The sequence below is a fragment of the Henriciella pelagia genome (assembly GCF_002088945.1).
Lineage (GTDB): Bacteria > Pseudomonadota > Alphaproteobacteria > Caulobacterales > Hyphomonadaceae > Henriciella > Henriciella pelagia.
In genome coordinates, this window is sequence record NZ_NCSU01000015.1 from 251529 (window position 1) to 272214 (window position 20686).

Sequence of the window (20686 nt, forward strand, 5' to 3'; positions counted from 1 at the left end):
ACCCTTTCAAGCCGGGGCCACGGTCGCTATATTGCAAGTGTCCCTTATGGGACTATGGCGATAAACGCGCGTGTAATAAGCGGCTCGGACCCGGGGGCGGTACCCGGCGCCTCCACCAATATCCCATCCTTCAGCGGGACGGCTTTGGGGGCGAAATAGGATCGACGGACGTGTAAAGACGATGCCTTCGCCCGGATGAGCTCCGTTAGAAGCTCACTCAACAATAGTTGCAAATGACAACTTTGCTGAAGGCGAACTGATGGCCGCGTAAGCGGTCGGTAAGTGAACCGAACTTAACTCCTGGGGCTTCAGCGCCTCAGGCGGGGCCCGGAGGCGCCTGGCAACAGAAGCCTCCACCTTCTCCTCCTCCTGAAAATTGCCGCTTGGCGGAACAGTCGGCAAGGCATCGACGTTGCTCTGAAAACGAATGGAGCAACCTATGTCATCATTTGCACTCTACCTGATCGGATTTATCGTCTTCATCGGTGGCCTTATCTGGGCCGCTGTCGCCCTCGGCCTTCCCGGCCAGTGGGTCGCCATCGGCGCGGTCATTCTGCTTGGTCTCGGCGTTATTACTGCCGTCACCCATACGCGTGCCAAGGATGAGACCGTTGCCTCGGAAGGCGAGCCCAGCGGCAGCTGATTCGCAGCATGTATCGAATCTCGGCTCGTGTTGTGATCATTGCAGCACGAGCCATTTCATATTGTGAAACAAGAATTTTGAACGCCGACGCGCGAACGTGTTAAAATACCCTCGCTTTCTGAACGAAGCGAGTTGAATGCGCCAATTTCTGCCTTAAAAGATACATACAAGACAGGGGTGAACCGGATGACGGACTATATCGGCTACGAAGCGCTTACTCAGGCAGCCATGCGAGGCGTGGTCCGGGAAGCCCTTCGCGAGACCGCCCGCAACGGGGCCGCGCCCGGCGATCACCACTTTTATGTGACCTTCCGCACCAAGGCACCCGGCGTCAAAATGGCCGAGCACCTTGTCGAGCGGTTTCCCGAAGAGATGACGATTGTCATCCAGCACCAGTTCTGGGACCTTGAGGTCTTCGACGGCCATTTTGAAGTCATCCTGAAATTCAATGGCGTGCCACAACACCTCTCCATCCCGTTTGCAGCGCTCAGCCGCTTTGTAGACCCCGCCGTCAATTTCGGTCTGTCCTTCGAAAAGAGTGCAACCGCCACGTCGACCGGGCAGGATGTTGTCGCGCCCGCCGCCGACCTGGCCAAGTCCGGCACGGACGAAGCGCGGCTCGCCTCCGGCGACGATGGCAATGGCACCGTGGTGAATTTCGAAGCTTTCCGCCGGAAATAGTCGATTGCCCGGTCCGACCAGCGAAAAGCCCCGCATCAGCGATGCTGACATGCTGGCGCGCTTCCAGAACTCCAGGAAGCGTCCCGCCTGCTCTGACACACTTGGCATGCACCTCTCAGAGGTTCACCAGGACGAGATGCGGGTCGTGGTCGACTTCATGGCCGATGAAAGTTTCGCCAACCCCACAGGTGCCATCCAGGGTGGGTTTATTGGCGCGATGCTGGACGAGGCAATCTCGACCAATATCATCATCGCCTCAAACGTCACCATGACGGCACCGACGCTCGAGATGAAAGTCTCATACCTTGCCCCGCTCTTCGTCGGGCCTGCCAGGGTGGAAGCCCGCATCCTCAAATTCGGCAAGACGGTATGCTTTTCCGAAGCAAAATGCATGGACCCGGACGGCAAGGTGGTTGCTACAGCAACCGCCACAGCCGCTCCAAAACCGTTCAAGCGCTTCTGAAAACACAGGAATTCGCCTCAGAAGCGAGTTCGCTCACACTATTTAACTTGAATAATTTCCAATCGAGGGCATTTAGCGAAATTGCGCGACGCCAGCGCGGGCAGTGTCCCTACAATCCGTCCCGGGCGGCGACCCGGCTCTCTCAGGAGCATGCCGGCCATGATGCTGGTTCCCTGTTATCTCGCCGCTTCGCAAATCGAAGGTCTCGGCGTCTACTCTAGCGAACCCATCCGGAAGGGCCAGCTGATCTGGAAATTCGACCCACGCGTCGACCGAGTCATTCCTCTCGAGAGCTTCGCGGAAGCCGATGAGCGGCTGAACGATTTTCTGAAGCGCTACACCTATATCCCGCACTTCGACACAAGCGTCTGCATCCTGGACGGCGACGAAGGCCGCTACATGAACCACAGCGAAGATCCGAACACCGATTTCTCGTCCACGACGGAAACCGGCTACGCACTTATGGATATACCGGCGGGCGTCGAACTCACCTGCGACTATCGCGAATTCGACACCACGGCACATGTGATGATGGATTCCATCACCCCGCTTGGCCGTCAGTACCAGAATGTGCCGGTTCACCTTCAGGCAAACGGACACGCGTCCAGCAATGGTCGCCTCAGCAAATAGACCGCCTCATCAGGCAGGCCATGTCTGGCCTGCCTATAATGGCGCCGTCGCGCAGACATAGAGCACCATGACGGTGCCGATGAGACCGACCGACCAGACGATCGTGCGGATCACCGGAACGCCGAGCAGGTAGATCGGGCCATAGGCAAACCGCGCCCAGAAATAGAGGGCCGCTCCGATTTTCGTCAGGGCGTTTCCAAGCCCCGCAGTTTCCACGATCAGGATCGCAAACCCGAAGATGACCAGCCCCTCGATATGGTTGGCGATCGCCCGCTTGATGCGACCGGAAAACAGGTTGGTCCTGGCTGGCTCGTCCCGCGGCCCGAGGCCATAGCTCAACCCGTTCTGGATGACAGTGTTTGCAGCTTGCGCCACGAGCAGCGCAATCAGGATCACGACCGATCCGAAAAGATACAGCAATTCCTGAGACATGGTTCTACCTCCCGCCCCTTATCGGCCCAGTGACCCTATTCCTCGTCGCCAAAGTTTTCCATTGCCGTAACGCGGCGGCGAAAATTCAATCTAACGCCTCGACTTTCATGTAAATGCCTTCCCGGTCGCCCACGCGCCGCTCCACCAGCAACCGTGCGACCTGGTGGTCATCGACGAAAGCATTGCCCGTGACGCTGTCCAGCAAGGCCTTGGCGAGGTTGTCGAGGTCCATCCAGGGCGCGTCGCCGGTATATTCCATGACGATGTGGACCGCATAATCGCCATGGCCGGGCCGCAGGCGGGTGAAGTCCTTGCGGAAAAATTCCCTCAGCAACGGCTTGTAATACTTTGCCTGCGTCGTCAGGCCGAAGCAGCGCACCTCAAGCGCGCCCTCCTCTGTAATCCGCGCACGAACCTTGCCGTTCTTGATCCAGTCATCCACTGCGTCAGACCCAGCCGGCCAGCTCACGCCTCGCCAGCGCTTCCAGCACATCAATCGCCCGGTCGCTGTCATTCAGGCACGGCGCCACAGAGAAGTGCGTGCCACCCGCCTCCATGAATGTGTCGCGCCCCTCCATGGCGATTTCCTCAAGCGTTTCGAGACAGTCGGAAATGAAGGCTGGCGAGACCACGACCAGTTTCTTCACGCCCTCCCCCGGCAAGGCTTCCAGCGTCTTGTCGGTATAGGGCTGCAGCCATTCGGTCGGCCCGAACCGGCTCTGGAAGGTCGTCATCGCGAACCCGGAATCCCAGCCGAGCGCTTCAGCCACCAGTCGTGTCGTCTTGTGGCACTGGCAATGATACGGGTCGCCCTTGTCGAGATAGGCCTTCGGCACGCCGTGATAGCTCATCAGCACGCGCTCAGGCACGAAATCCAGTCCCGCGATATGGTCGCTGATCGAGCCCGCCAGCGCGTTGATATAGTCAGGCATGTCAACAAATTGCGCCGCTGTCCGCACGGCCGGCTGCCAGCGCATCTTGCCGAGCGCCCTGAATGTCCGGTCGTACACGCTCGCCGTCGTCGTGGCCGAATATTGCGGGTAAAGCGCAATCACCGCGATCTTCTCACAGCCCTTGTCCTTCAGCGCCTCGATCTTGGACGCAATGGAGGGATTGCCGTAATTCATCGCAAAATCCACGATGAGGTTTTCGCTGCCGATGCGTTCGGCAAGCCTCTCGGCCTGCCGCCTCGTATAGACCAGGAGCGGCGAGCCTTCCTCCATCCAGACCTTCTTGTAGGCCTCGCCGGACTTCGACGGACGGAAGGTCAGGATCGGGCCCTGCAGGATCGGCTGCCAGAGCAACGGGTGCAGCTCGATCACACGCCGGTCCGACAGGAATTCCGACAGGTAACGGCGCATCGACCAGTAGTCGGTGCCGTCCGGCGTACCGAGATTGACGAGCAGCACCCCCACCCTGCCCCGCGCAATGGCCGGATGATCCACCGGCGCATGGGGCGGTCGACTTGCATTTTCGCTGCTGGCGGCATCCGGCATGGCAATCTTCCTCGTATCCGATGCGCAATAGATAGCGCGCTCTGCGAGAGGACAAGTGGCTTGACCATGCGACACAACTTGCCAGCATGGGGGATTAGCTGCCACAACGCCTGCTTGCGACTCAGGAGAACCCTGTATGGTGCTCAGACTCAGAAACAGCCTCATCGCCAGCGCCGCGCTTGTTCTCGGCGCGTGTGGAGCCGGTGAGGACGATTCCATCCGCTTTGAATATTCCGGCACGACGATGGATATCTGCGCTGAAACAAGCATCGGCTTTCACCCTGACAGCATCGACCTGACCGGCGCGGCCGAGCACCAGCTGTTCGAGACGGTCGATCACCTCGGCATTGACTGTGTCGGCGCGAGCATCGACATCACCGCCTATCGCAATGACGAGACCGCCGAGATCGCCAATTCCCGCGCGCATCGCATCGAAGCAACGATCGTCGACAACTACGATATTTCCGACAGCCGCATCTCAAAAACCCTCGCCGATCCACCCACGCCGGATGAGGCGGGCCGCGTGCACGTCGCGCTGATGGTGGAAGTTCCGCTGGAAGAGTAGCCACACTACCGCATTTGCGTGTTTCAGCCTGCGTGATAAAGCGCGCGGGACATTTCAATTTGCCTGATCCGAAGGAGCCACGCCATGGCCGCAACCCGTACCGAAACCGACACGATGGGACCAATCGAGGTCGAGACTGACAAGTATTGGGGCGCGCAGGCCGAGCGCTCGCTCGGCAACTTCAAGATCGGCTGGGAAAAGCAGCCTGAGCCGATCATTCGCGCCCTCGGCATCGTCAAGAAAGCCGCTGCCCAGGCCAATATGGACCTCGGCAAGATGGACCCGGAGCTTGGCAACGTCATCGTCGACGCGGCCGAAGAAGTCATCGCTGGCAAACTGAACGACCACTTCCCGCTCGTCGTCTGGCAGACCGGCTCTGGCACCCAGTCGAACATGAATGCCAATGAAGTCATCTCGAACCGCGCCATCGAGATGCTGGGCGGAGAGATGGGCACCAAGAAGCCCGTCCATCCGAATGACCATTGCAACATGTCGCAATCGTCAAACGATACTTTTCCGACGGCAATGCACATCGCCTGCGCCGAAGAGGTGACCCACCGCCTCATCCCGGCGCTGAAGCACCTGCACGCCGCGCTCGACAAGAAGGCCAAGGCCTGGGCGGACATCATCAAGATCGGCCGCACGCATACGCAGGACGCCACACCGGTCACGCTTGGCCAGGAATTCTCCGGCTACGCCCAGCAGATCGAGAATGGCATTGCGCGCATCGAAGCGACCCTGCCCATGCTGATGCAGCTCGCCCAGGGCGGCACGGCCGTCGGCACCGGCCTCGCATCGCCCGTCGGTTTTGCCGAAAAGGTCGCCGAAAAGATTGCCGAGATCACCGGTCTCGCCTTCACCACGGCCCCCAACAAATTCGAGGCGCTCGCCGCCCATGACGCGATGGTCTTCACGCATGGCGCGATCAACACGGTCGCCATGTCCTGCTTCAAGATTGCGAACGACATCCGCTTCCTCGGCTCTGGCCCCCGCTCGGGCCTTGGCGAGCTGGCCCTGCCAGAGAATGAGCCGGGCAGCTCGATCATGCCGGGCAAGGTCAACCCGACCCAGTGCGAAGCGCTCACCCAGGTCTGCGCCCACATTCACGGCAACAATGCCGCTATCGGCTTCGCCGGAAGCCAAGGCCATTTCGAGCTCAACGTCTTCAACCCGATGATGGCGTACAACTTCCTCCAGTCGACACGCCTTCTCGCAGACGCCGCCGTCTCCTTCACCGACAATTGCGTCGTCGGCATCGAGCCGCGCCTCGACAATATCGAGACGGGCCTGAAGAACTCGCTGATGCTGGTCACGCCGCTCAAGGAAAAGTACGGCTATGACCGCGCCGCGAAGATTGCCAAGACCGCCCACAAGAATGGCACGACGCTCCGCGAAGAAGCCATCAAGGACGGCATCCCCGCCGAAGACTTCGACACCATCGTCGACCCAAGCAAGATGATCTCGCCGGGGTGATTTGCACTTGCCCGCTACAGAACTTTCGTACATACTGTACGAATGAACTTGCGCGAATGGCGAAAGAAAGCTGAGCTTAGCTCCAGAGAGCTGGGCGAACGCTGCGGCTTGTCTGAAGCGGCTATCCGGCACTATGAAACGGGAGCCCGCCGCCCTCGCCCAGCCATCGCAAAGCGCTTGGAAGCTGCGACAAATGGCGAAGTAACGGCAGCTGAGTTGCTAGGCGTTGCAGCCGCTGCGCCCTCAGGAAAATCGGGTGTCTCTGAAGAGACCACCCGGTTTGTCCACACCCAACTCGACCCCGCCCTGCTTAAGGAAGCCGCCTCCTACGGCCTCGACGCCGACGAGATTGCCCGTTCCGCCGTTGAGCGCGCCGTGAAAGCAGAGCGAATGAAACGCTTCTCGGAAGAAAACCGTGAAGCGATCGAGAGCTGGAACGACCTTGTAGAACGCGAAGGCCTTTGGTCCGACGGGTACCGGGCGTTCTGATCGATGAGGCATCTCGCCGTTTTTCGGGCAGCAGATAATCGACCGCCCATCGTAATCCTGCAATATCCCGGCATTAATACCGGCAACTACGTCCTCGCCGCGCCGCTCTATCCCTCCGGCGCCGCCAAACCCATCGATGTCGTGACGCCGAATGTAATGCTGAACGGCGAGGCATACCTGCTCGGCACGCATCTGCTTGCCAGTGTCCACGTCTCGGCTCTGGGTGATGAAGTCGGCTCACTCCTCGCTCACGAATACGAAATCCAGCGCGCCCTGGCCCGGCTTTTCTTCGGAAATTAGCGCTAGCCAACTGCGCCCACTTGCCTCAGCGCGCGTCCTCCGCCAAAAGCTTCACTAGTGAAGCATAGGAGGACACACCATGAGCAATGATTTCAGCAATCTCTATTCCGTCAAAGGCAAGACGGTCGTCATTACCGGCGGCTCGCGCGGCATTGGTGAGATGCTCGCGGCAGGCTATCTCGCGAATGGCGCAAAGGTCATCATTTCCTCGCGCAAGGCTGACGCCTGCGAAGCGACGGTCGAGCGCCTGAAAGGTGAGTATGGCGGCGAGATCTATGCCATCCCGTCCGATGTCGGCCAGATGGTCGGCATCCAGCACCTCGCCGACAAGATCGCCGAGAAGGAAGACAAGGTCGACGTCCTGATCAACAATGCGGGCGTGGCCTGGGGCGCGACGCTGGAAGAGTTTCCGGAAAGCGGCTGGGACAAGGTCATGGACGTCAACGTCAAGGGCATCTTCTTCCTGTTCCAGAAGCTCATCCCGCTGCTGCGCAAGTCGGCCAGCGCCGAAGATCCGGCCCGCGTCATCAACATCGCCTCGATTGACGGCCTGCACACCTCGCCCTTCAGCGGCTATGCCTATGGCACGTCGAAAGCCGCAGTGATCCACCTCACCCGCTTCATGGCGTCCCAGCATGTCGGCGAACACATTCTCGTCAACGGCATCGCGCCCGGCCCATTCCCGACCTGGATGCTATCCACCGGCGTCGGCTTTGGCGGCAAGACCGAAGGCGTTGACTGGGACTCTGTGGCAGAACGCAATCCATCGGGCCGCGTCGGCACACCGCAGGACATTGCCGGCCTTGCCATGTTCCTTTCATCGCGTGCGGGCGCCTACATCTCCGGCCACACAATTCCGCTGGATGGCGGGATTGTCTCATCAAGCTGAGTAAAGGTTCAGGTGCCGCCTCACGCGGCACCTGCCATCACTCTGCCGCGCGCCACCCGCCGCGCGCAGCTGTCTCCGCCTCACGCTTCTGCCGGGCTCCGTGCGACTCCCGGAATTTCTTGTACATTGGCGCTTCGAAATAGTGCTGCAGCAGGGTCGCACCCGCGATCGAGACGAGGAATGCGAACAGGCTCATCGCGCCGAGCACCAGCATGTTTCCGTCATCGACCGCAATGCCCGCCCGCCTCGCCATGAGATAGGTGCCATCAAGGATGGGCCAGTGGATGAGATAGAGTGAGAAGGAAATCTTCCCGAAATAAAGCAGCGCGGCCGGGGCGCGCGACAGCCAGGTGTCTGCTGCCGCATAGTAGAACACCGTCAGTGGCAGCGCGATAATGGCCAGGAAGTCCCAACGCGTCTCCACAACAGGGTTGAGCATCAGCGCCAGGATGAAGACGGTAATGATGATCCCGCCCCAGACACCAAGCAGCGGTCGCAGCCGGTCACCATGCAGCGCATAGACGCGGTGCACGATCAGCCCGAGACAGAATGCACCAAGGCAGCGGACAAAACCTGCATTGAGCCCAGGGCCGTAATCATGCTGCACAGCATCGAGATGGCCGGGATAGATGAACAGTGTGGCGTAGCACGCCGCGGCGATGAGGCCGCAGACAGTACCCCGCCACAGGAGAGAGTGGCGCATTACCGGCAAAACGGCGAAGAGCGCCACCATCACCATGTTTACCCAGAATTCGACGGCAACCGTCCAGGACGCCCAATTGTACATCGGCCGATCCGGTCCAAATCCGAGGTTGTTGGTGAGCGTCATCTTCATCAGGAATTTCTGAGGGTCGAACTCACCCTTCAGCACGATGTACCCTATGCCGAGCAGCACAATGATCAGTGCATGGGTCGGCCACATCCGGGCAATCCGGTTGCGAACGAACTTCCCGATCTCGACGGGTTTGCTGAAATAGGCGTGACTGAGCACGAAGCCGGACAGCATCAGGAAGAAGTCGACCACGATATAGCCGGCGAACACGCCATCTATACCGGCCGCAACCCCGTAATGAAAAAGCACGACTATGAGGGCGGAAAGACCGCGAAGGCCATCCAGGGAATCAAACTTACGAGCGCGCGATTCTGCGCCTCTATGCACTTCTGACATGTAGCATCCCAGATCATGGGTTGCCTCCCTGCCCGCCCGGCAGCAAGGACCATGCCAGATCGCCCGTTATTTTTCGTCATGCACTTCGACGGCCCGGGCGGTCGCCTCCGACAAAAATCAGCTCTTTCAGCCGTCTTCGTGTTGCGCCGCACCATGAAGACCGCCATAGCGGTGCCATCGAGATCAACCATCCAGCTGACTGAGCCATCCCCGTGACAAGCAAATCCACTTTCGCTGTTTTCGCAGATCGCCTGGGCGCGCAGAATTTTTCGCAGGCAAACCTCGCCAAGTTCACGCCCGGCCGCATCAAGACCGAGCTTCTCTCCGGCCTGACCGTTGCCCTGGCGTTGGTGCCTGAAGCTGTCGCATTCGCCTTCGTTGCAGGTGTTCACCCGCTGGTGGGCCTCTATGCCGCCTTCATCGTGGGGCTGATCACGGCGTGTATTGGCGGGCGTCCCGGCATGATTTCCGGCGCAACCGGCGCGCTTGCCGTCGTCATGGTCGCGCTCGTTGCAGAGCACGGCGTTGAATACCTGTTCGCGACCGTTGTCCTGATGGGCATCCTCCAGCTCGCCGCCGGCATCTTCAAGCTCGGCAAGTTCATCCGGCTTGTGCCCCACCCCGTCATGCTCGGCTTCGTCAACGGCCTTGCCATCGTGATCTTCCTCGCCCAGCTCACCCAGTTCCAGGTGCCAGGCACGGCGGAAGTCTCCGGCCACGGCATGTCTGGCGGCGAATGGCTGAGCGGCTGGCCGCTGGTCTTGATGCTCGGCCTCGTCGCGCTGACCATGCTCATCATATGGGGTATGCCGAAATTTTCGAAGATCGTCCCTGCGCCGCTGGCCGGCATCGGCATCGTGGCCGCCATCGTGATTGGCTTCGGCCTTGAAGTGCCGCGCGTTGGCGATCTTGCCTCCATTCAGGGCGGCCTTCCGGCCTTCCACATCCCGATGGTCCCGCTCACGCCAGAGACGTTCCAGATCATCCTGCCCTACGCCGTGATCCTCGCCGCCATCGGCCTCATCGAGAGCCTGCTGACGCTCAACCTCGTCGGCGAAATGACGAACAAGCGCGGCGGCGCAAGCCAGGAATGCATCGCGCAGGGCGCGGCAAACCTCGTCACCGGCTTCTTCGGTGGCATGGGTGGCTGCGCCATGATCGGCCAGTCGATGATCAATGTGAAATCCGGCGGGCGCACCCGTCTCTCAGGCATCTCGGCCGCCCTCTTCCTCCTCGCCTTCATCCTCGTCGGCTCGAGCCTGATCGAGCAGATCCCGCTCGCGGCGCTCGTCGGGGTGATGTTCATGGTGGTCATCGGCACCTTCGCCTGGAACAGCCTGCGCATCATGACCCGTATCCCGCTCACCGATGCGCTGGTCATCGTGCTCGTGACCGGCGTGACGGTCGCCTATGACCTCGCCACCGCCGTCGTCGTCGGCGTGATCGTCTCCGCGCTCGCCTATGCCTGGAACAATGCCAAACGAATCCGCATCATCGAACGCGACTCCGTGCGCACGCCGGGCGCCCATGTCTACGAAATCGAAGGCCCGCTCTTTTTCGGCTCGACCGATGGTTTTGCCGAACTCTTCCACCCCGAAACGGATCCCGATGTCGTCATCGTCGACTTCATGCGCTCGCGCGTCGTTGACCAGTCCGCCCTGCAAGCCATTGAGGATCTCGCCGCAAAATACGAAGCCCATGGCAAGACGCTGCGCCTTCGCCACCTCTCGCCTGACTGCCACAAGCTGCTGACCAAGGCGGGCCAGCTTATGGTCGATAGCGATGACGATCCGGACTACGCGCTCGCCGTCGACTATGATGTGCGTACCGGCGTGTTTGGCGGTGGGCACTAGGTGGTTGCCCGCAGGTGACGTGAAGACTGCATTTACCTAGGCTCGCCGAACACCGGGAAACTGATTCGAAAGGCGCGCATCCATGTCCAAGGCCCCCATCGGCTCGAAAGCCAATCCGTCCGAGTTCGACGTACTCGACAAGCTTGCGGAAGACGAACCGTACTTCGTCATCCGCGCGCATGACCCGCTCTCGTCCGCTCTGGTCGAGCTGCACGCCTATATCGGCGCAGGACAGGCCGGCGCGGCGCACAACAAGCTGGCAGAGATCATGGCGCTGACATCGGCCCGCGCACCGCGCCCGGCCTCCAGCCCGAAATACCGCGAAACCTTCGCCATTTCGCTCGCCATGGAGCAATGGCGCGACACGCACGGCGACTAGGAACAGGAGAAGGCGGCCTATTGCGCCGCCTTCATCAGATTGTTCATCGTGTCGATCCAGCCGAGCCAGGCCCTGCGCCCCTCATCTGTCAGGAAGACGCGCGTCTGGGGCCGCTTGCCGACGAACCTTTTCTCCTGACGCACATAGCCGGCCTCTTCCAGCTTTTTCAGGTGTGTCGAGAGATTGCCATCCGTCGCGCCCACCTTGTCTCGCAGCTCGCCGAAAATGGCGGGGCTCGCCGCAGTGAGGTAGGCCATGATGCCGAGGCGCAGCCGCCCGTGGATGACATCGTCGATGGCAGAATGGTCGAAGGGGTTTTCCGTGCTCATGGCTCAGACCACTTCAGATGGTTCCTGACGCATCAGCATGACACCCGGCAGGAAGACGGTGAGCGCCGCCACGATGGCACCGACGAGCCAGACCGTATTGGACCCCGTAAAGACAGCAGCCACGCCGCTTGAGGCAATCGCGCCCCAGCCGGCGAGCATCAGCGCGCGGCTCTTTGCGAGCAGGCCTGATGTCAGCTGGCAGATGCCGTAAATCCCGAGCACGAGCGGCACCGACCAGAGAAAGCCGAGGCTCGCCCGTCCTTCCAGAACGGAGCGGATGATGACCCCTGAGAAGAAGGAAAACAGCACCATGCCGCCTGCCATCCAGACCACGGCGCTGATCTGGTTGCCGAGCGATGATGCGCCGGGTTTCGACTTTGGAAAGGTCATCTGCATGACCTTGAACCCGCCAAATCCGATCACCGAAAAGCCGATCCACAACCAGGCATAGGCCTCATTCGGCAGCCCTGTGGCACCCGTGGCGATCAGATAGTGCGAGATATAGGCGATAGTCACCAGGCCGCCCCACCAGGCCAGGAACCGGCCGCCGAGCAGGGGCGCATTCTGCCCGCTTTCGGCAAGATCCTTCAGATAGGCCAGATCATCAGTCATTGATCGCGACATGGGTGCCTCCTTCATAAACTTTGAAAAACAAAGTACTCTGTCTGCGTGATTTGTCAATCGTGCTTCGTCGTGACCTCCGCCTGTGTTAGCTACGGGCAATGGTCTCAGTCGGGGCAAGTTGAATGGCGACACCGATCAATCTCAACAAGGCGCGCAAGGCGAAGGCCCGCGCCGCGAAAGCGCAGCAGGCAGTCGAAAACCGCGCCAAATTCGGACGCTCCAAGACTCAGAAGGCGAATGAAAAGGCCGCCGCTGACAAGATCAGCAAGACGATAGAAGGCGCAAAACGGGAACGATAATCAGATATCGTGCGTTGACCTTGCACTGAGACCGGCTCGCTTTCGAGGGTACGAGTCCGGCAGAGCAAGCAAGGACAGCCATGACCCGCATTCTCTACAGGACCTCGCTCATCACAGCATGCTTCGCCATTGCCGTCGGCATCGGCTTCCTGATGGGCATGGCCTGATCGTTACGCTCTAGCTTCCCGCTTCGCCCTCGGTAGGCGGAACAGCGATCCACTCGCTCTCATCGCGCACCAGCCTGTCGAGCAACTGCAGGCCCGTCCTGTAGGACGACATGCGGGCAAGGGACTGGCTGTAATCCTTCTGGGGCTGGCCCGTGCCGCTCATCGCCGCTGACTGCTCTGCCGCTTCGGCATAGAGCGAGTGCGCCCCCAGAAAATCACCAGACGATTCATAGCACGCACCGAGATTGTGCGTGACGGCTGGCGCGTTCGGATACTGGTCTTTCAGCGTCCGCCAGGTTGCGCACGACTGGTAAGGCGCGTCGCGCCCGGCCTTCACCGCCTGTTCAAACCGCGGATCGGCGGCGAGCATGGGGTCGAGCGCCTCATCCACAAAGGTCGCCCGCGCGGTCGTATTGCGCGGCGCTATGTCGTTACGAATAGTGTGAAGCGTGTCCGACAGCGCATTCACCACCATGTCCCGCGGCGGCTGCACTCCGCCGATCAGGCCATAGGAATAGCCGCCCTTGTGGTGCTTGCCGCGCCGGCCATGCCAGTACACCTCGTCGCAGCTCTCATGGCTGTCTGAGCCGTAATAGGTCTGCGAGAAAAGAATGCGGCCTGTGCCGTATTCGATGAGGCGCGGCGTAACCGACACATCAACCTCCTCGCGCAGGCAGACCTCCTCGACATCCTCGCGGTGCTCGCAGTCGAACAGGCCATCCCATTCCACGCATTTGGAAACGGTCCGGGTATACTCCTCGGCCTCATAGGACTCGATATTGGTGATCCCCTCATAGATGCCGGCGCGCTGGCCCTCCGGAACATAGCCGTCGGAATAGCGGGCAATCTTGAACCAGGGCTGGCCATTGAAGGTCGCATTGACCAGCATCGCTTCGAACTGGCCGGCGAACCAGTTGCCTCCCGGTCCGTCAAACCGCCCGACATCCACGCTCCGCGTCTCCACGGCTGCGGTGTGCGGCGGCACGATCGCCGCTGAATAATCGATCCCGGGCGTCGAGCAGGCTGCCAGCGCGCCCAGTCCGGCCAACATGATTGAATGTTTCATCCCTCATCCCTTTTCCGGAGTTGATGACAGCAGTTTTAGAAATGCTCAAGTGAATGCGTACTGAATGCGTTGTCCGCCTTTTGGTCATTGATTGACGCTGCTGGCCGGCCCAGATACTTGCCCAGTGAAATAAATGGAGACCTTCATGTCATCAGCTGCCCCGCTATTCGAACCGTTCAAGCTCAAATCGCTTGAGCTTCCGAACCGTATCGTCATGGCCCCAATGACCCGCGGCTTCAGCCCCAACGGCGTGCCAACCAAGGATGTCGTCGATTATTATGCGCGCCGTGCAGCGGCTGATGTCGGCCTGATCATCTCCGAAGGCACACTGGTCCCGCGCAAGGGCGCGTCCGATAATGCCAATTACCCGCTCTTCCACACCGAACCTGCCCTTGCTGGCTGGAAGAAAGTCATCGATGCAGTCCACGGCGAAGGCGGCAAGATGGCCCCGCAGATCTGGCATCAGGGCCTGCTGCGCAAGAGCGGTACCGGTCATTATCCGGACGCTCCCTCCGACAGCCCATCCGGCGTTACGCATAAGGGCAAGCAAATTTTCGAAGAACCGAGCGAATCTGAAGTCGCCGACATGGTTGCCGCCTATGCACAGGCCGCAGCCAGCGCCAGGGAACTTGGCTTCGACACGGTCGAGATTCACGGCGCGCATGGTTATCTCATCGACGAGTTCTTCTGGGACGTGATGAACAAGCGCGAAGACAAGTATGGCGGCACCCTGGTTGAGCGTGCGACCTTTGCCGGAGAAGTCATCTCCGAGGTCAAGAAGGCCGTCGGCCCGGACATTCCGGTCATCCTGCGCTTCTCGCAGTGGAAACAACAGGACTACGACGCCAAGCTGGCCAGGACCCCACAGGAGTTCGAAGCCTTCCTCAAAGTCTTCGTCGATGCTGGCGTGGACATTCTCCATGCGAGCCAGCGCCGCTTCTGGGAAGCTGAATTCCCCGAAGATGACGGCGAGAACGGTCTCAATACGGCCGGCTGGGCGAAGAAGCTCACTGGCCTGCCGACCATCACGGTTGGGTCCGTCGGCCTGTCGGGAGAATTCATCGGCGGCATGCGCGGTGAAGGCTCGAAGACCCGCCCGCTCACGGATGTCATCGAACGCCTCGAAAAAGGAGAGTTCGACCTCGTTGCCGTCGGCCGTGCCCTGCTGCAGGATCCGTTCTGGGCCCAGAAGGTCAAGGAAGGCCGCACCGACGAGCTCGAAGGCTACGACGCCAAGGCAATGGCAACGCTGTACTAGAAGCCACAGGTCACAGAAGCTCGCAGCATCTCCCCGTCCGTCTGGAATGGGGAGATCGCTCGGCCTGCGCTTGACGACACTTGTCATACGTGAACGAACTCTCTCCTCATGAGGGGGGAGTTCATATGAAATATACGATCACCGTCGCCGCATTCGGCCTGATTGCTGCGTGTTCGGAGCCGTCCAGCAATGGTTCCGGCGATGCGCAGGCGCCTGCCGAAACCGCACAGACCGCCACCCCCGAGGACGTGGCGGACGACATCAGCACTGTCGACACGGTCAAGACGGTCTATGACGGTTTCGCCACCGGCGACATCGCACTGGCCACATCGAATTTTGCAGAGTCCATCGTCTGGACAGAGGCCGAAAACAGCCCCTACGCCGACCAGAACCCATATGAAGGCACCGATGAAATCGTGACGGGCCTTTTTGCGCGCCTCGGTGGCGAATGGGAATATTTCAACGCCGTCCCATCCGAGTTCATCGCAGAAGGAAACCGCGTCGTCTCGCTTGGCCGCTACACGGCGAAGCACGGCGAAACCGGCAAGGAAATGGATATTCCTTTCGTCCATGTCTGGACCGTCGAAGACGGCGAGATTACGAGCTTTCAGCAATACACCGACACGCTCGCCCACACCGCGGTGATGACGACAGACCCCGAATAGGCTCGCATCGAGCTCAAAGAATTCGCGTGACTGCCGCTGCGGTAGTGGCTCCACCCTGAGCAAAACAAATCTCAGGGAGGCGACAATGAGTTACGAGCAGATCAAGGTCGAACAGCGAGGCAATGTGTGCCTCATCACGCTCAACCGACCGGAAAAGCTGAACGCCTGGACGCCCGATATGAGCCGCGAACTTGGCACAGCGATCGCGGCGGCAAACGAGACTGACGATGTCGGCGCCATTGTCATGACGGGCGAAGGGCGCGGCTTCTGCGCCGGCGCCGACATGTCCTACTTCCAGAACAATATCGACGCCTCTGAGACTAGGGCCCACAAACGCGATGGCGGGATCGACTGGGTCTCGCTGATCCGCTCATCCAAACCCTGCATTGCGGCGGTGAACGGCCCCGCCTTCGGGATCGGCGTTACCCAGATCCTGCCCTTCGACATGATTGTTGCTTCGACGGCGGCGAAATTCGGCCTGGTCTTCGTGAAAGTCGGGATCGTGCCGGAACTCGCAAGCTCACACTTCCTGATCCAGCGTGTCGGCTGGGGCAAGGCGCATGACCTCCTGCTTACCGCGCGGCCCGTCTCCGGCGAGGAAGCGGTCAGCCTCGGCCTTGCAGACCGTTTGTCATCGCCGCAAACGCTCCTCACCGACGCCCTTGAGCTGGCCGAGCAGATGGCGGCAAACCCTTCGCCCATGCTGCGCATGACGAAAGAACTGCTCAGCGCCAATGCCTGTGACACGGATACAGGTCGCATCCAGGCGCGTGAGCATGAGAAACTAGAGACCTGCTACACCCTGCCTGAACACAAGGAAGCCGTCGCTGCTTTCGCCGAAAAGCGCAAGCCGCACTTCAAGGCGGTACGCGCGAAGGCCTAGGCCCGCTCATAGGCGGCCTTGAGCCAGGCTTTCACCTCGTCATCAACCTCTTCGGCCGCCTGAAGCTTGATCTTGTGCGTGCACATGGAGCCGGTCTTTTCCTCGGCGAGACGCATGGTCCCGTTCTCGCCCTTGAGGTTCAAGCCAAGATCGACCCGCGACTTTGTAGCCGGCGTGACAACCGCAAAATTCTTTGACCGGCGAAACGCCACGCTCGTCTTTTTCGGCGCGATCTCGACATCACCGCCCAGCGTCTTCGCGAACGCTTCCAGCGCGTCATAGATCGGGCGCAGGCCCTCCTTGCCCTTATACTGGCCTTCCAGCATGTCGTCTTCATCGGCCTCGAACCGGCCTTTTGCGGCCTGACAGACGAGATTGGCGTGGCCATGCCCGAAACCATGAGCCTCCTTGAGCATCTTCACCTGCTCGCCATGCTTTTCCAGCCCGCTGGACTGGACCACCTTCACCCAGTGCGCGAGCGGCTTTCCGGTCTTGGCTTCCATACCGGCAATGTGGCTTGCCAGCAGCTCTTCCTGTGTCTTCGCCATGTCCCCTTGTCTCCCTATTTGCCGTCCAGCGGCCAGTGTTCAATCCTGCATGCCGCGGGCGTCATCAGCCCCATGACAGGCCCCAGCATCATCACCATCCGCCCACTGAAGAGCGGCTTTCCCTTTTCGACAACCGATTTGAGATTCTGCGTGATGAAGGATCCGCCCTGCGCCATGGACTTCGCGGTCTTCGTACCGGCGGGCACGCCCGTCGTGATGAGCGAGAACTCGGTGCCGTCAGGCGTTTCCTTCAGCTCATAGGTCACGGTGCAGTATGCATCGTCCCACTGGGTAAACTTGAAAGTGTGGGCATAGCGGTGCGGCGGCGAGAATTCGAGAACCTCGCCAACGACGCTCGCATATTTCCTGTCCGGCGTGACCATCCGCATGCGGTGCCCCGGCTTGAGCGTGCCGCCTTCCGCCTCGCACACCGCACCAAAGAAGAAAGGCAGCACCTCATCGGTCTTCACCAGCGTGTTCCAGACCACGTCAATCGGCGCGTCTATTACCACCTTGTAGACCTGTCTGTCCTCAGCGGCAGCCATTCCGGTTTCAGCCTCAGCCATATCAATCGTCCCTTTGTCTGGCGGCCTGTTCGGCCATGGCCTTGATGGAAGTGAGCTTGCCGGCGAATGTCTCGCTATAGGTGTCGAGCCAGCGTTCCTGAATCTGCCGGATCGGCACGGCATTGAGATAGAGGCGCCGCGTGCGCCCCACCTTCTCGCTGACCACCAGACCCGCTTTCTCCAGCACGGAGAGATGGTTCATCACCGCAATCCGGCTGACATCGAAATGCCGCGCAAGCTCCCCGACCGGCAGACCGGGCTTTGCCTTGAGTATGTCCAGCATGGCCCGGCGGCTCTCATGAGCGAGCGCCTGAAACACGGCCGACATGTCACCACTAGTAATCATGTAATTACACAATTACATGAATTCGCCCAAGTCAAGCCGGATCCACGAGGGCTCGGCGCAGCTAGCCCCTGCCATTGGGCCAGAGTCCTGCTATATGTTCTCCATGAGTTCCAACCCGAATCGCCGCCCCTCCATTTCAGAGATGGCCACCGCCCGCGCGCCCGTTGCAGATCGCAATGCGGACTATCTCGAAGGCCTGAACCCCGAACAGCGTGAAGCTGTCGAGACGACGGATGGCCCACTCCTCGTCCTGGCCGGGGCCGGCACGGGCAAGACGCGCGTGTTGACGACCCGCCTCGCCCACATCATCGGCACCGGCCTCGCCTGGCCATCGCAGACGCTGACCGTCACCTTCACCAACAAGGCGGCCCGCGAAATGCGCGAACGCGCGCTGAACCTGATCGGCGACGCAGGCGAAGGCCTTAGATGGCTCGGCACCTTCCACTCGATCAGCGCGCAGATCCTGCGCAAGCATGCTGAACTCGCTGGCCTCAAATCCAGCTTCACCATCCTCGACACCGATGACCAGATCCGCCTCTGCAAGCAGGTGATCGAAGCTGAAAATATCGACACCAAGCGTTGGACGCCGCGCCACCTCGCCAGCCTGATCGATGGCTGGAAAAACCGGGCCCTGACTCCCGGCAAGGTCCCGCAGGATGAGGCGTGGAACTTCGCGGACGGCAAGGGCGTAAAGCTCTACGAGACCTATCAGGCGCGTCTGAAAGTCCTAAATGCCTGCGACTTTGGCGACCTTCTGATCCACAACATCACCATCTTCCAGGAAAACCCGGACCTGCTCGCCGATTATCACAAGCGATTCAGATACATCCTCGTCGACGAGTATCAGGATACGAACGTCGCCCAGTATCTCTGGCTGCGTCTGCTCGCGCGCGGCACGGGTAACATTTGCTGCGTCGGCGATGACGACCAGTCGATCTATGGCTGGCGCGGCGCTGAAGTCGACAATATCCTCCGCTTCGAGAAGGATTTTCCAGGCGCGAAAGTCATCCGGCTCGAACGCAATTACCGCTCAACGGCGCACATTCTCGCCGCTGCCTCTTCGGTCATCAATTTCAACAAGGGCCGGCTCGGCAAGACGCTCTATGTCGGCGAGGAGACGAGCGCGGACCCGGACGCCGACAAGGTGAAGGTGCGCGGCCTCTGGGATGGCGAAGCCGAAGCCCGCCTCATCTGCGACGACATCGAATCCTATGTGAACAAGGGCGGCCAGTATGAAGACTGCGCTATCCTGGTCCGCGCCTCCTGGCAGATGCGCCTCTTCGAAGAGCGCCTCATCATGCTGGGCATCCCCTACCGCGTCATTGGCGGTCCGCGCTTCTTCGAGCGCGCCGAAATCCGCGATGCCCTCGCCTATCTCCGCCTGATCCGCTCGCCCGACGATGACCTCGCCTTTGAGCGCGTCGTCAACCAGCCCAAGCGCGGCGTCGGCGCGACCACAATCCAGAAGCTGCAGACCTTTGCCCGCGAGGACGGCCGCTCGCTCTTCACGCTCGTGCCGATGATCCTGCAGACCGACGAGGTCAAAGGCCCGGCCAAGCGCGGCCTCACCCAGTTCATCGACCAGATCAATATGTGGCGCGACCGGCTGAATAACGGCATGCCGCACTACGAACTCGCGCAGGTCATTCTCGACGAGTCCGGCTATACCGACATGCTCCAGAAGGATCGCGGGCCCCAATCCCAGACGCGCCTCGACAACCTCAAGGAGCTGATCCACGCCCTCGGCCAGTTCGACAGCCTCCCCGGCTTCCTCGAACATGTCGAGCTTGTCATGGATGTTGGCGGGCAATCCTCCGGCAATGAAGTCCAGATCCTGACGCTACACGCCGCCAAGGGCCTTGAATGGCCGATGGTCTTCCTGCCGGGCTGGGAGGAAGAGGTCTTCCCGTCCCGCCGCTCGCTCGATGAAAGCGGCATGAAGGGCCTGGAGGAAGAACGCCGGCTTGCCTATGTCGGCATCACGCGCGCCCGCGAGAAATGCTCGATCAGCTTCGTTGCCAACCGCATGATCTTCGGTCGCTGGCAGTCTGTCCTGCCGTCGCGCTTCGTCGACGAGTTGCCGCATGAGCATGTCGAGGCCGTATCAGAGACCGGCTACTCCACCATGCCCGGCGGCGATACCGGCTTCACCGGCACGATCGAGGACCTTGGCGAGCGCAGCAACTACACCTCCCCCGGCTGGCGCCGCCTGAAAGAGAACGCGAAATCAGCGAGCTCCAAGCCCGGCCCCATCATCGACGGCAAGGCCGAACTCCTCGCCACCAGCTCCGGCAAATCCGCCTTCCGCATCGGCCAACGCGTCCACCACGAAAAATTCGGCTACGGCCAGGTGCTGGCAGCCGACGGCACGAAGCTTCAAGTGAATTTCGAGAAGGTGGGGTTGAAGAAGGTCATCTCGACCTTTGTGACGGGGGTCTAAACTCTGAGCATTCCAGTCGTTCAAGATGAAGATT

The 20686-nt window shown here is 60.5% G+C and carries 26 protein-coding genes and 1 other RNA gene; 17 read left to right on the forward strand and 10 right to left on the reverse strand.

From position 1 onward, the window contains the following. From ssrA to B8746_RS15795, 5 genes are all read left to right on the forward strand, one after another. Positions 1 to 358, forward strand: a transfer-messenger RNA (tmRNA) gene (gene ssrA, locus B8746_RS15775). Between the two features lie 81 nt (positions 359 to 439). Then, positions 440 to 643 (forward strand): hypothetical protein, encoded by a 204-nt coding sequence (locus B8746_RS15780; RefSeq protein ID WP_084394662.1) that lies wholly within the window; start codon positions 440 to 442, stop codon positions 641 to 643. A gap of 186 nt (positions 644 to 829) precedes the next feature. Continuing rightward, positions 830 to 1324 carry an SspB family protein gene (locus B8746_RS15785; RefSeq protein WP_084394663.1) on the forward strand — a complete coding sequence of 165 codons (495 nt, stop codon included), beginning with the start codon at positions 830 to 832 and terminating at the stop codon, positions 1322 to 1324. A 4-nt stretch (positions 1325 to 1328) separates the two neighbouring features. Further along, a complete protein-coding gene (locus tag B8746_RS15790) occupies positions 1329 to 1787 on the forward strand; it encodes a PaaI family thioesterase (protein WP_233124393.1) in 459 nt (152 codons plus the stop codon). A gap of 159 nt (positions 1788 to 1946) precedes the next feature. Continuing rightward, entirely contained in the window at positions 1947 to 2417 is a 471-nt protein-coding gene (locus B8746_RS15795; protein WP_158084669.1) for an SET domain-containing protein, read from the forward strand. Positions 2418 to 2450: 33 nt separating this feature from the next. Here B8746_RS15795 and B8746_RS15800 read toward each other — a convergent pair whose 3' ends face one another. The 3 genes from B8746_RS15800 to hemH all read right to left on the reverse strand — a co-directional run bounded on the left by B8746_RS15800 (position 2451) and on the right by hemH (position 4345). Then, a complete protein-coding gene (locus B8746_RS15800; RefSeq protein ID WP_084394665.1) occupies positions 2451 to 2849 on the reverse strand; it encodes an MAPEG family protein in 399 nt (132 codons plus the stop codon). Positions 2850 to 2934: 85 nt separating this feature from the next. Then, positions 2935 to 3291: a RusA family crossover junction endodeoxyribonuclease gene (locus B8746_RS15805; RefSeq protein ID WP_084394754.1), complete on the reverse strand. Its 357-nt coding sequence runs from the start codon at positions 3289 to 3291 to the stop codon at positions 2935 to 2937. 4 nt (positions 3292 to 3295) lie between these two features. Further along, positions 3296 to 4345 carry a ferrochelatase gene (gene hemH / locus B8746_RS15810; protein ID WP_084394666.1) on the reverse strand — a complete coding sequence of 350 codons (1050 nt, stop codon included), beginning with the start codon at positions 4343 to 4345 and terminating at the stop codon, positions 3296 to 3298. Positions 4346 to 4481: 136 nt separating this feature from the next. Here hemH and B8746_RS15815 point away from each other — a divergent pair, with 136 nt between their 5' ends. From B8746_RS15815 to B8746_RS15835, 5 genes are all read left to right on the forward strand, one after another. Next, on the forward strand, positions 4482 to 4910 hold the full coding sequence (locus tag B8746_RS15815; RefSeq protein WP_084394667.1) for a hypothetical protein: 429 nt from the start codon (positions 4482 to 4484) through the stop codon (positions 4908 to 4910). 84 nt (positions 4911 to 4994) lie between these two features. Beyond that, entirely contained in the window at positions 4995 to 6383 is a 1389-nt protein-coding gene (gene fumC / locus B8746_RS15820) for a class II fumarate hydratase (RefSeq protein ID WP_084394668.1), read from the forward strand. Positions 6384 to 6425: 42 nt separating this feature from the next. Beyond that, the gene (locus B8746_RS17280; protein ID WP_084394669.1) at positions 6426 to 6872 is read left to right on the forward strand and encodes a type II toxin-antitoxin system CcdA family antitoxin; all 447 of its coding nucleotides are present in this window, start codon (positions 6426 to 6428) and stop codon (positions 6870 to 6872) included. A 3-nt stretch (positions 6873 to 6875) separates the two neighbouring features. After that, positions 6876 to 7172: a CcdB family protein gene (locus B8746_RS15830; protein WP_084394670.1), complete on the forward strand. Its 297-nt coding sequence runs from the start codon at positions 6876 to 6878 to the stop codon at positions 7170 to 7172. A gap of 79 nt (positions 7173 to 7251) precedes the next feature. Continuing rightward, positions 7252 to 8061 (forward strand): SDR family oxidoreductase, encoded by an 810-nt coding sequence (locus B8746_RS15835; protein WP_084394671.1) that lies wholly within the window; start codon positions 7252 to 7254, stop codon positions 8059 to 8061. A 37-nt stretch (positions 8062 to 8098) separates the two neighbouring features. On the opposite strand, the gene B8746_RS15840 is transcribed toward B8746_RS15835, so the two are convergent. Continuing rightward, positions 8099 to 9229 (reverse strand): acyltransferase family protein, encoded by a 1131-nt coding sequence (locus B8746_RS15840; protein WP_084394672.1) that lies wholly within the window; start codon positions 9227 to 9229, stop codon positions 8099 to 8101. Between the two features lie 251 nt (positions 9230 to 9480). Between B8746_RS15840 and B8746_RS15845 the strand changes: the two genes are divergently transcribed. Both B8746_RS15845 and B8746_RS15850 read left to right on the forward strand, forming a co-directional pair. Then, entirely contained in the window at positions 9481 to 11082 is a 1602-nt protein-coding gene (locus B8746_RS15845) for a SulP family inorganic anion transporter (RefSeq protein WP_084394755.1), read from the forward strand. Positions 11083 to 11164: 82 nt separating this feature from the next. Next, on the forward strand, positions 11165 to 11461 hold the full coding sequence (locus B8746_RS15850; protein ID WP_084394673.1) for an aspartate decarboxylase: 297 nt from the start codon (positions 11165 to 11167) through the stop codon (positions 11459 to 11461). Between the two features lie 17 nt (positions 11462 to 11478). On the opposite strand, the gene B8746_RS15855 is transcribed toward B8746_RS15850, so the two are convergent. Both B8746_RS15855 and B8746_RS15860 read right to left on the reverse strand, forming a co-directional pair. Then, a complete protein-coding gene (locus B8746_RS15855) occupies positions 11479 to 11790 on the reverse strand; it encodes a winged helix-turn-helix domain-containing protein (protein WP_084394674.1) in 312 nt (103 codons plus the stop codon). Between the two features lie 3 nt (positions 11791 to 11793). Further along, entirely contained in the window at positions 11794 to 12414 is a 621-nt protein-coding gene (locus B8746_RS15860; protein ID WP_143434627.1) for a hypothetical protein, read from the reverse strand. 122 nt (positions 12415 to 12536) lie between these two features. On the opposite strand from B8746_RS15860, the gene B8746_RS15865 reads away from it, so the two are divergent. After that, complete coding sequence (locus B8746_RS15865) at positions 12537 to 12713, forward strand: DUF4169 family protein (RefSeq protein ID WP_084394676.1); 177 nt, start codon at positions 12537 to 12539, stop codon at positions 12711 to 12713. Positions 12714 to 12890: 177 nt separating this feature from the next. On the opposite strand, the gene B8746_RS15870 is transcribed toward B8746_RS15865, so the two are convergent. Beyond that, positions 12891 to 13946 carry a hypothetical protein gene (locus B8746_RS15870; RefSeq protein ID WP_084394677.1) on the reverse strand — a complete coding sequence of 352 codons (1056 nt, stop codon included), beginning with the start codon at positions 13944 to 13946 and terminating at the stop codon, positions 12891 to 12893. Positions 13947 to 14091: 145 nt separating this feature from the next. Between B8746_RS15870 and B8746_RS15875 the strand changes: the two genes are divergently transcribed. The 3 genes from B8746_RS15875 (at position 14092) to B8746_RS15885 (ending at position 16752) form a co-directional block, all read left to right on the forward strand. Next, a complete protein-coding gene (locus tag B8746_RS15875) occupies positions 14092 to 15204 on the forward strand; it encodes an NADH:flavin oxidoreductase (protein WP_084394756.1) in 1113 nt (370 codons plus the stop codon). Between the two features lie 125 nt (positions 15205 to 15329). Continuing rightward, positions 15330 to 15869: a nuclear transport factor 2 family protein gene (locus B8746_RS15880; RefSeq protein ID WP_084394678.1), complete on the forward strand. Its 540-nt coding sequence runs from the start codon at positions 15330 to 15332 to the stop codon at positions 15867 to 15869. Between the two features lie 85 nt (positions 15870 to 15954). Further along, a complete protein-coding gene (locus tag B8746_RS15885; protein WP_084394679.1) occupies positions 15955 to 16752 on the forward strand; it encodes an enoyl-CoA hydratase/isomerase family protein in 798 nt (265 codons plus the stop codon). Here B8746_RS15885 and B8746_RS15890 read toward each other — a convergent pair. The 3 genes from B8746_RS15890 to B8746_RS15900 are packed head-to-tail and all read right to left on the reverse strand — an operon-like array spanning position 16749 to position 18212. After that, entirely contained in the window at positions 16749 to 17300 is a 552-nt protein-coding gene (locus tag B8746_RS15890; RefSeq protein WP_233124398.1) for a DUF4287 domain-containing protein, read from the reverse strand. The genes B8746_RS15885 and B8746_RS15890 overlap by 4 nt on opposite strands. Before the next feature lie 14 nt (positions 17301 to 17314). After that, positions 17315 to 17866: an SRPBCC domain-containing protein gene (locus B8746_RS15895; protein WP_084394680.1), complete on the reverse strand. Its 552-nt coding sequence runs from the start codon at positions 17864 to 17866 to the stop codon at positions 17315 to 17317. A 1-nt stretch (position 17867) separates the two neighbouring features. Beyond that, positions 17868 to 18212, reverse strand: coding sequence for an ArsR/SmtB family transcription factor (locus B8746_RS15900; protein ID WP_084394681.1), 345 nt, complete (start codon positions 18210 to 18212; stop codon positions 17868 to 17870). A 94-nt stretch (positions 18213 to 18306) separates the two neighbouring features. Between B8746_RS15900 and B8746_RS15905 the strand changes: the two genes are divergently transcribed. Beyond that, positions 18307 to 20652 (forward strand): ATP-dependent helicase, encoded by a 2346-nt coding sequence (locus tag B8746_RS15905; RefSeq protein WP_084394682.1) that lies wholly within the window; start codon positions 18307 to 18309, stop codon positions 20650 to 20652. Positions 20653 to 20686 lie beyond the last annotated feature (34 nt).

Bases quoted from the DNA above. Each gene is read 5' to 3' on its own strand.
- fumC (WP_084394668.1), top strand. From the start codon at position 4,995: ATGGCCGCAACCCGTACCGAAACCGACACGATGGGACCAATCGAGGTC.
- B8746_RS15855 (WP_084394674.1), bottom strand. From the start codon at position 11,790: ATGAGCACGGAAAACCCCTTCGACCATTCTGCCATCGACGATGTCATC.
- B8746_RS15780 (WP_084394662.1), top strand. From the start codon at position 440: ATGTCATCATTTGCACTCTACCTGATCGGATTTATCGTCTTCATCGGT.
- B8746_RS15795 (WP_158084669.1), top strand. From the start codon at position 1,947: ATGATGCTGGTTCCCTGTTATCTCGCCGCTTCGCAAATCGAAGGTCTC.
- B8746_RS15875 (WP_084394756.1), top strand. From the start codon at position 14,092: ATGTCATCAGCTGCCCCGCTATTCGAACCGTTCAAGCTCAAATCGCTT.
- B8746_RS17280 (WP_084394669.1), top strand. From the start codon at position 6,426: ATGAACTTGCGCGAATGGCGAAAGAAAGCTGAGCTTAGCTCCAGAGAG.
- B8746_RS15870 (WP_084394677.1), bottom strand. From the start codon at position 13,946: ATGAAACATTCAATCATGTTGGCCGGACTGGGCGCGCTGGCAGCCTGC.
- B8746_RS15830 (WP_084394670.1), top strand. From the start codon at position 6,876: ATGAGGCATCTCGCCGTTTTTCGGGCAGCAGATAATCGACCGCCCATC.
- B8746_RS15840 (WP_084394672.1), bottom strand. From the start codon at position 9,229: ATGTCAGAAGTGCATAGAGGCGCAGAATCGCGCGCTCGTAAGTTTGAT.
- B8746_RS15895 (WP_084394680.1), bottom strand. From the start codon at position 17,866: ATGGCTGAGGCTGAAACCGGAATGGCTGCCGCTGAGGACAGACAGGTC.
- B8746_RS15890 (WP_233124398.1), bottom strand. From the start codon at position 17,300: ATGGCGAAGACACAGGAAGAGCTGCTGGCAAGCCACATTGCCGGTATG.
- B8746_RS15880 (WP_084394678.1), top strand. From the start codon at position 15,330: ATGAAATATACGATCACCGTCGCCGCATTCGGCCTGATTGCTGCGTGT.
- B8746_RS15900 (WP_084394681.1), bottom strand. From the start codon at position 18,212: ATGATTACTAGTGGTGACATGTCGGCCGTGTTTCAGGCGCTCGCTCAT.
- B8746_RS15800 (WP_084394665.1), bottom strand. From the start codon at position 2,849: ATGTCTCAGGAATTGCTGTATCTTTTCGGATCGGTCGTGATCCTGATT.
- B8746_RS15905 (WP_084394682.1), top strand. From the start codon at position 18,307: ATGTTCTCCATGAGTTCCAACCCGAATCGCCGCCCCTCCATTTCAGAG.
- hemH (WP_084394666.1), bottom strand. From the start codon at position 4,345: ATGCCGGATGCCGCCAGCAGCGAAAATGCAAGTCGACCGCCCCATGCG.
- B8746_RS15835 (WP_084394671.1), top strand. From the start codon at position 7,252: ATGAGCAATGATTTCAGCAATCTCTATTCCGTCAAAGGCAAGACGGTC.
- B8746_RS15860 (WP_143434627.1), bottom strand. From the start codon at position 12,414: ATGTCGCGATCAATGACTGATGATCTGGCCTATCTGAAGGATCTTGCC.
- B8746_RS15785 (WP_084394663.1), top strand. From the start codon at position 830: ATGACGGACTATATCGGCTACGAAGCGCTTACTCAGGCAGCCATGCGA.
- B8746_RS15850 (WP_084394673.1), top strand. From the start codon at position 11,165: ATGTCCAAGGCCCCCATCGGCTCGAAAGCCAATCCGTCCGAGTTCGAC.
- B8746_RS15885 (WP_084394679.1), top strand. From the start codon at position 15,955: ATGAGTTACGAGCAGATCAAGGTCGAACAGCGAGGCAATGTGTGCCTC.
- B8746_RS15815 (WP_084394667.1), top strand. From the start codon at position 4,482: ATGGTGCTCAGACTCAGAAACAGCCTCATCGCCAGCGCCGCGCTTGTT.
- B8746_RS15865 (WP_084394676.1), top strand. From the start codon at position 12,537: ATGGCGACACCGATCAATCTCAACAAGGCGCGCAAGGCGAAGGCCCGC.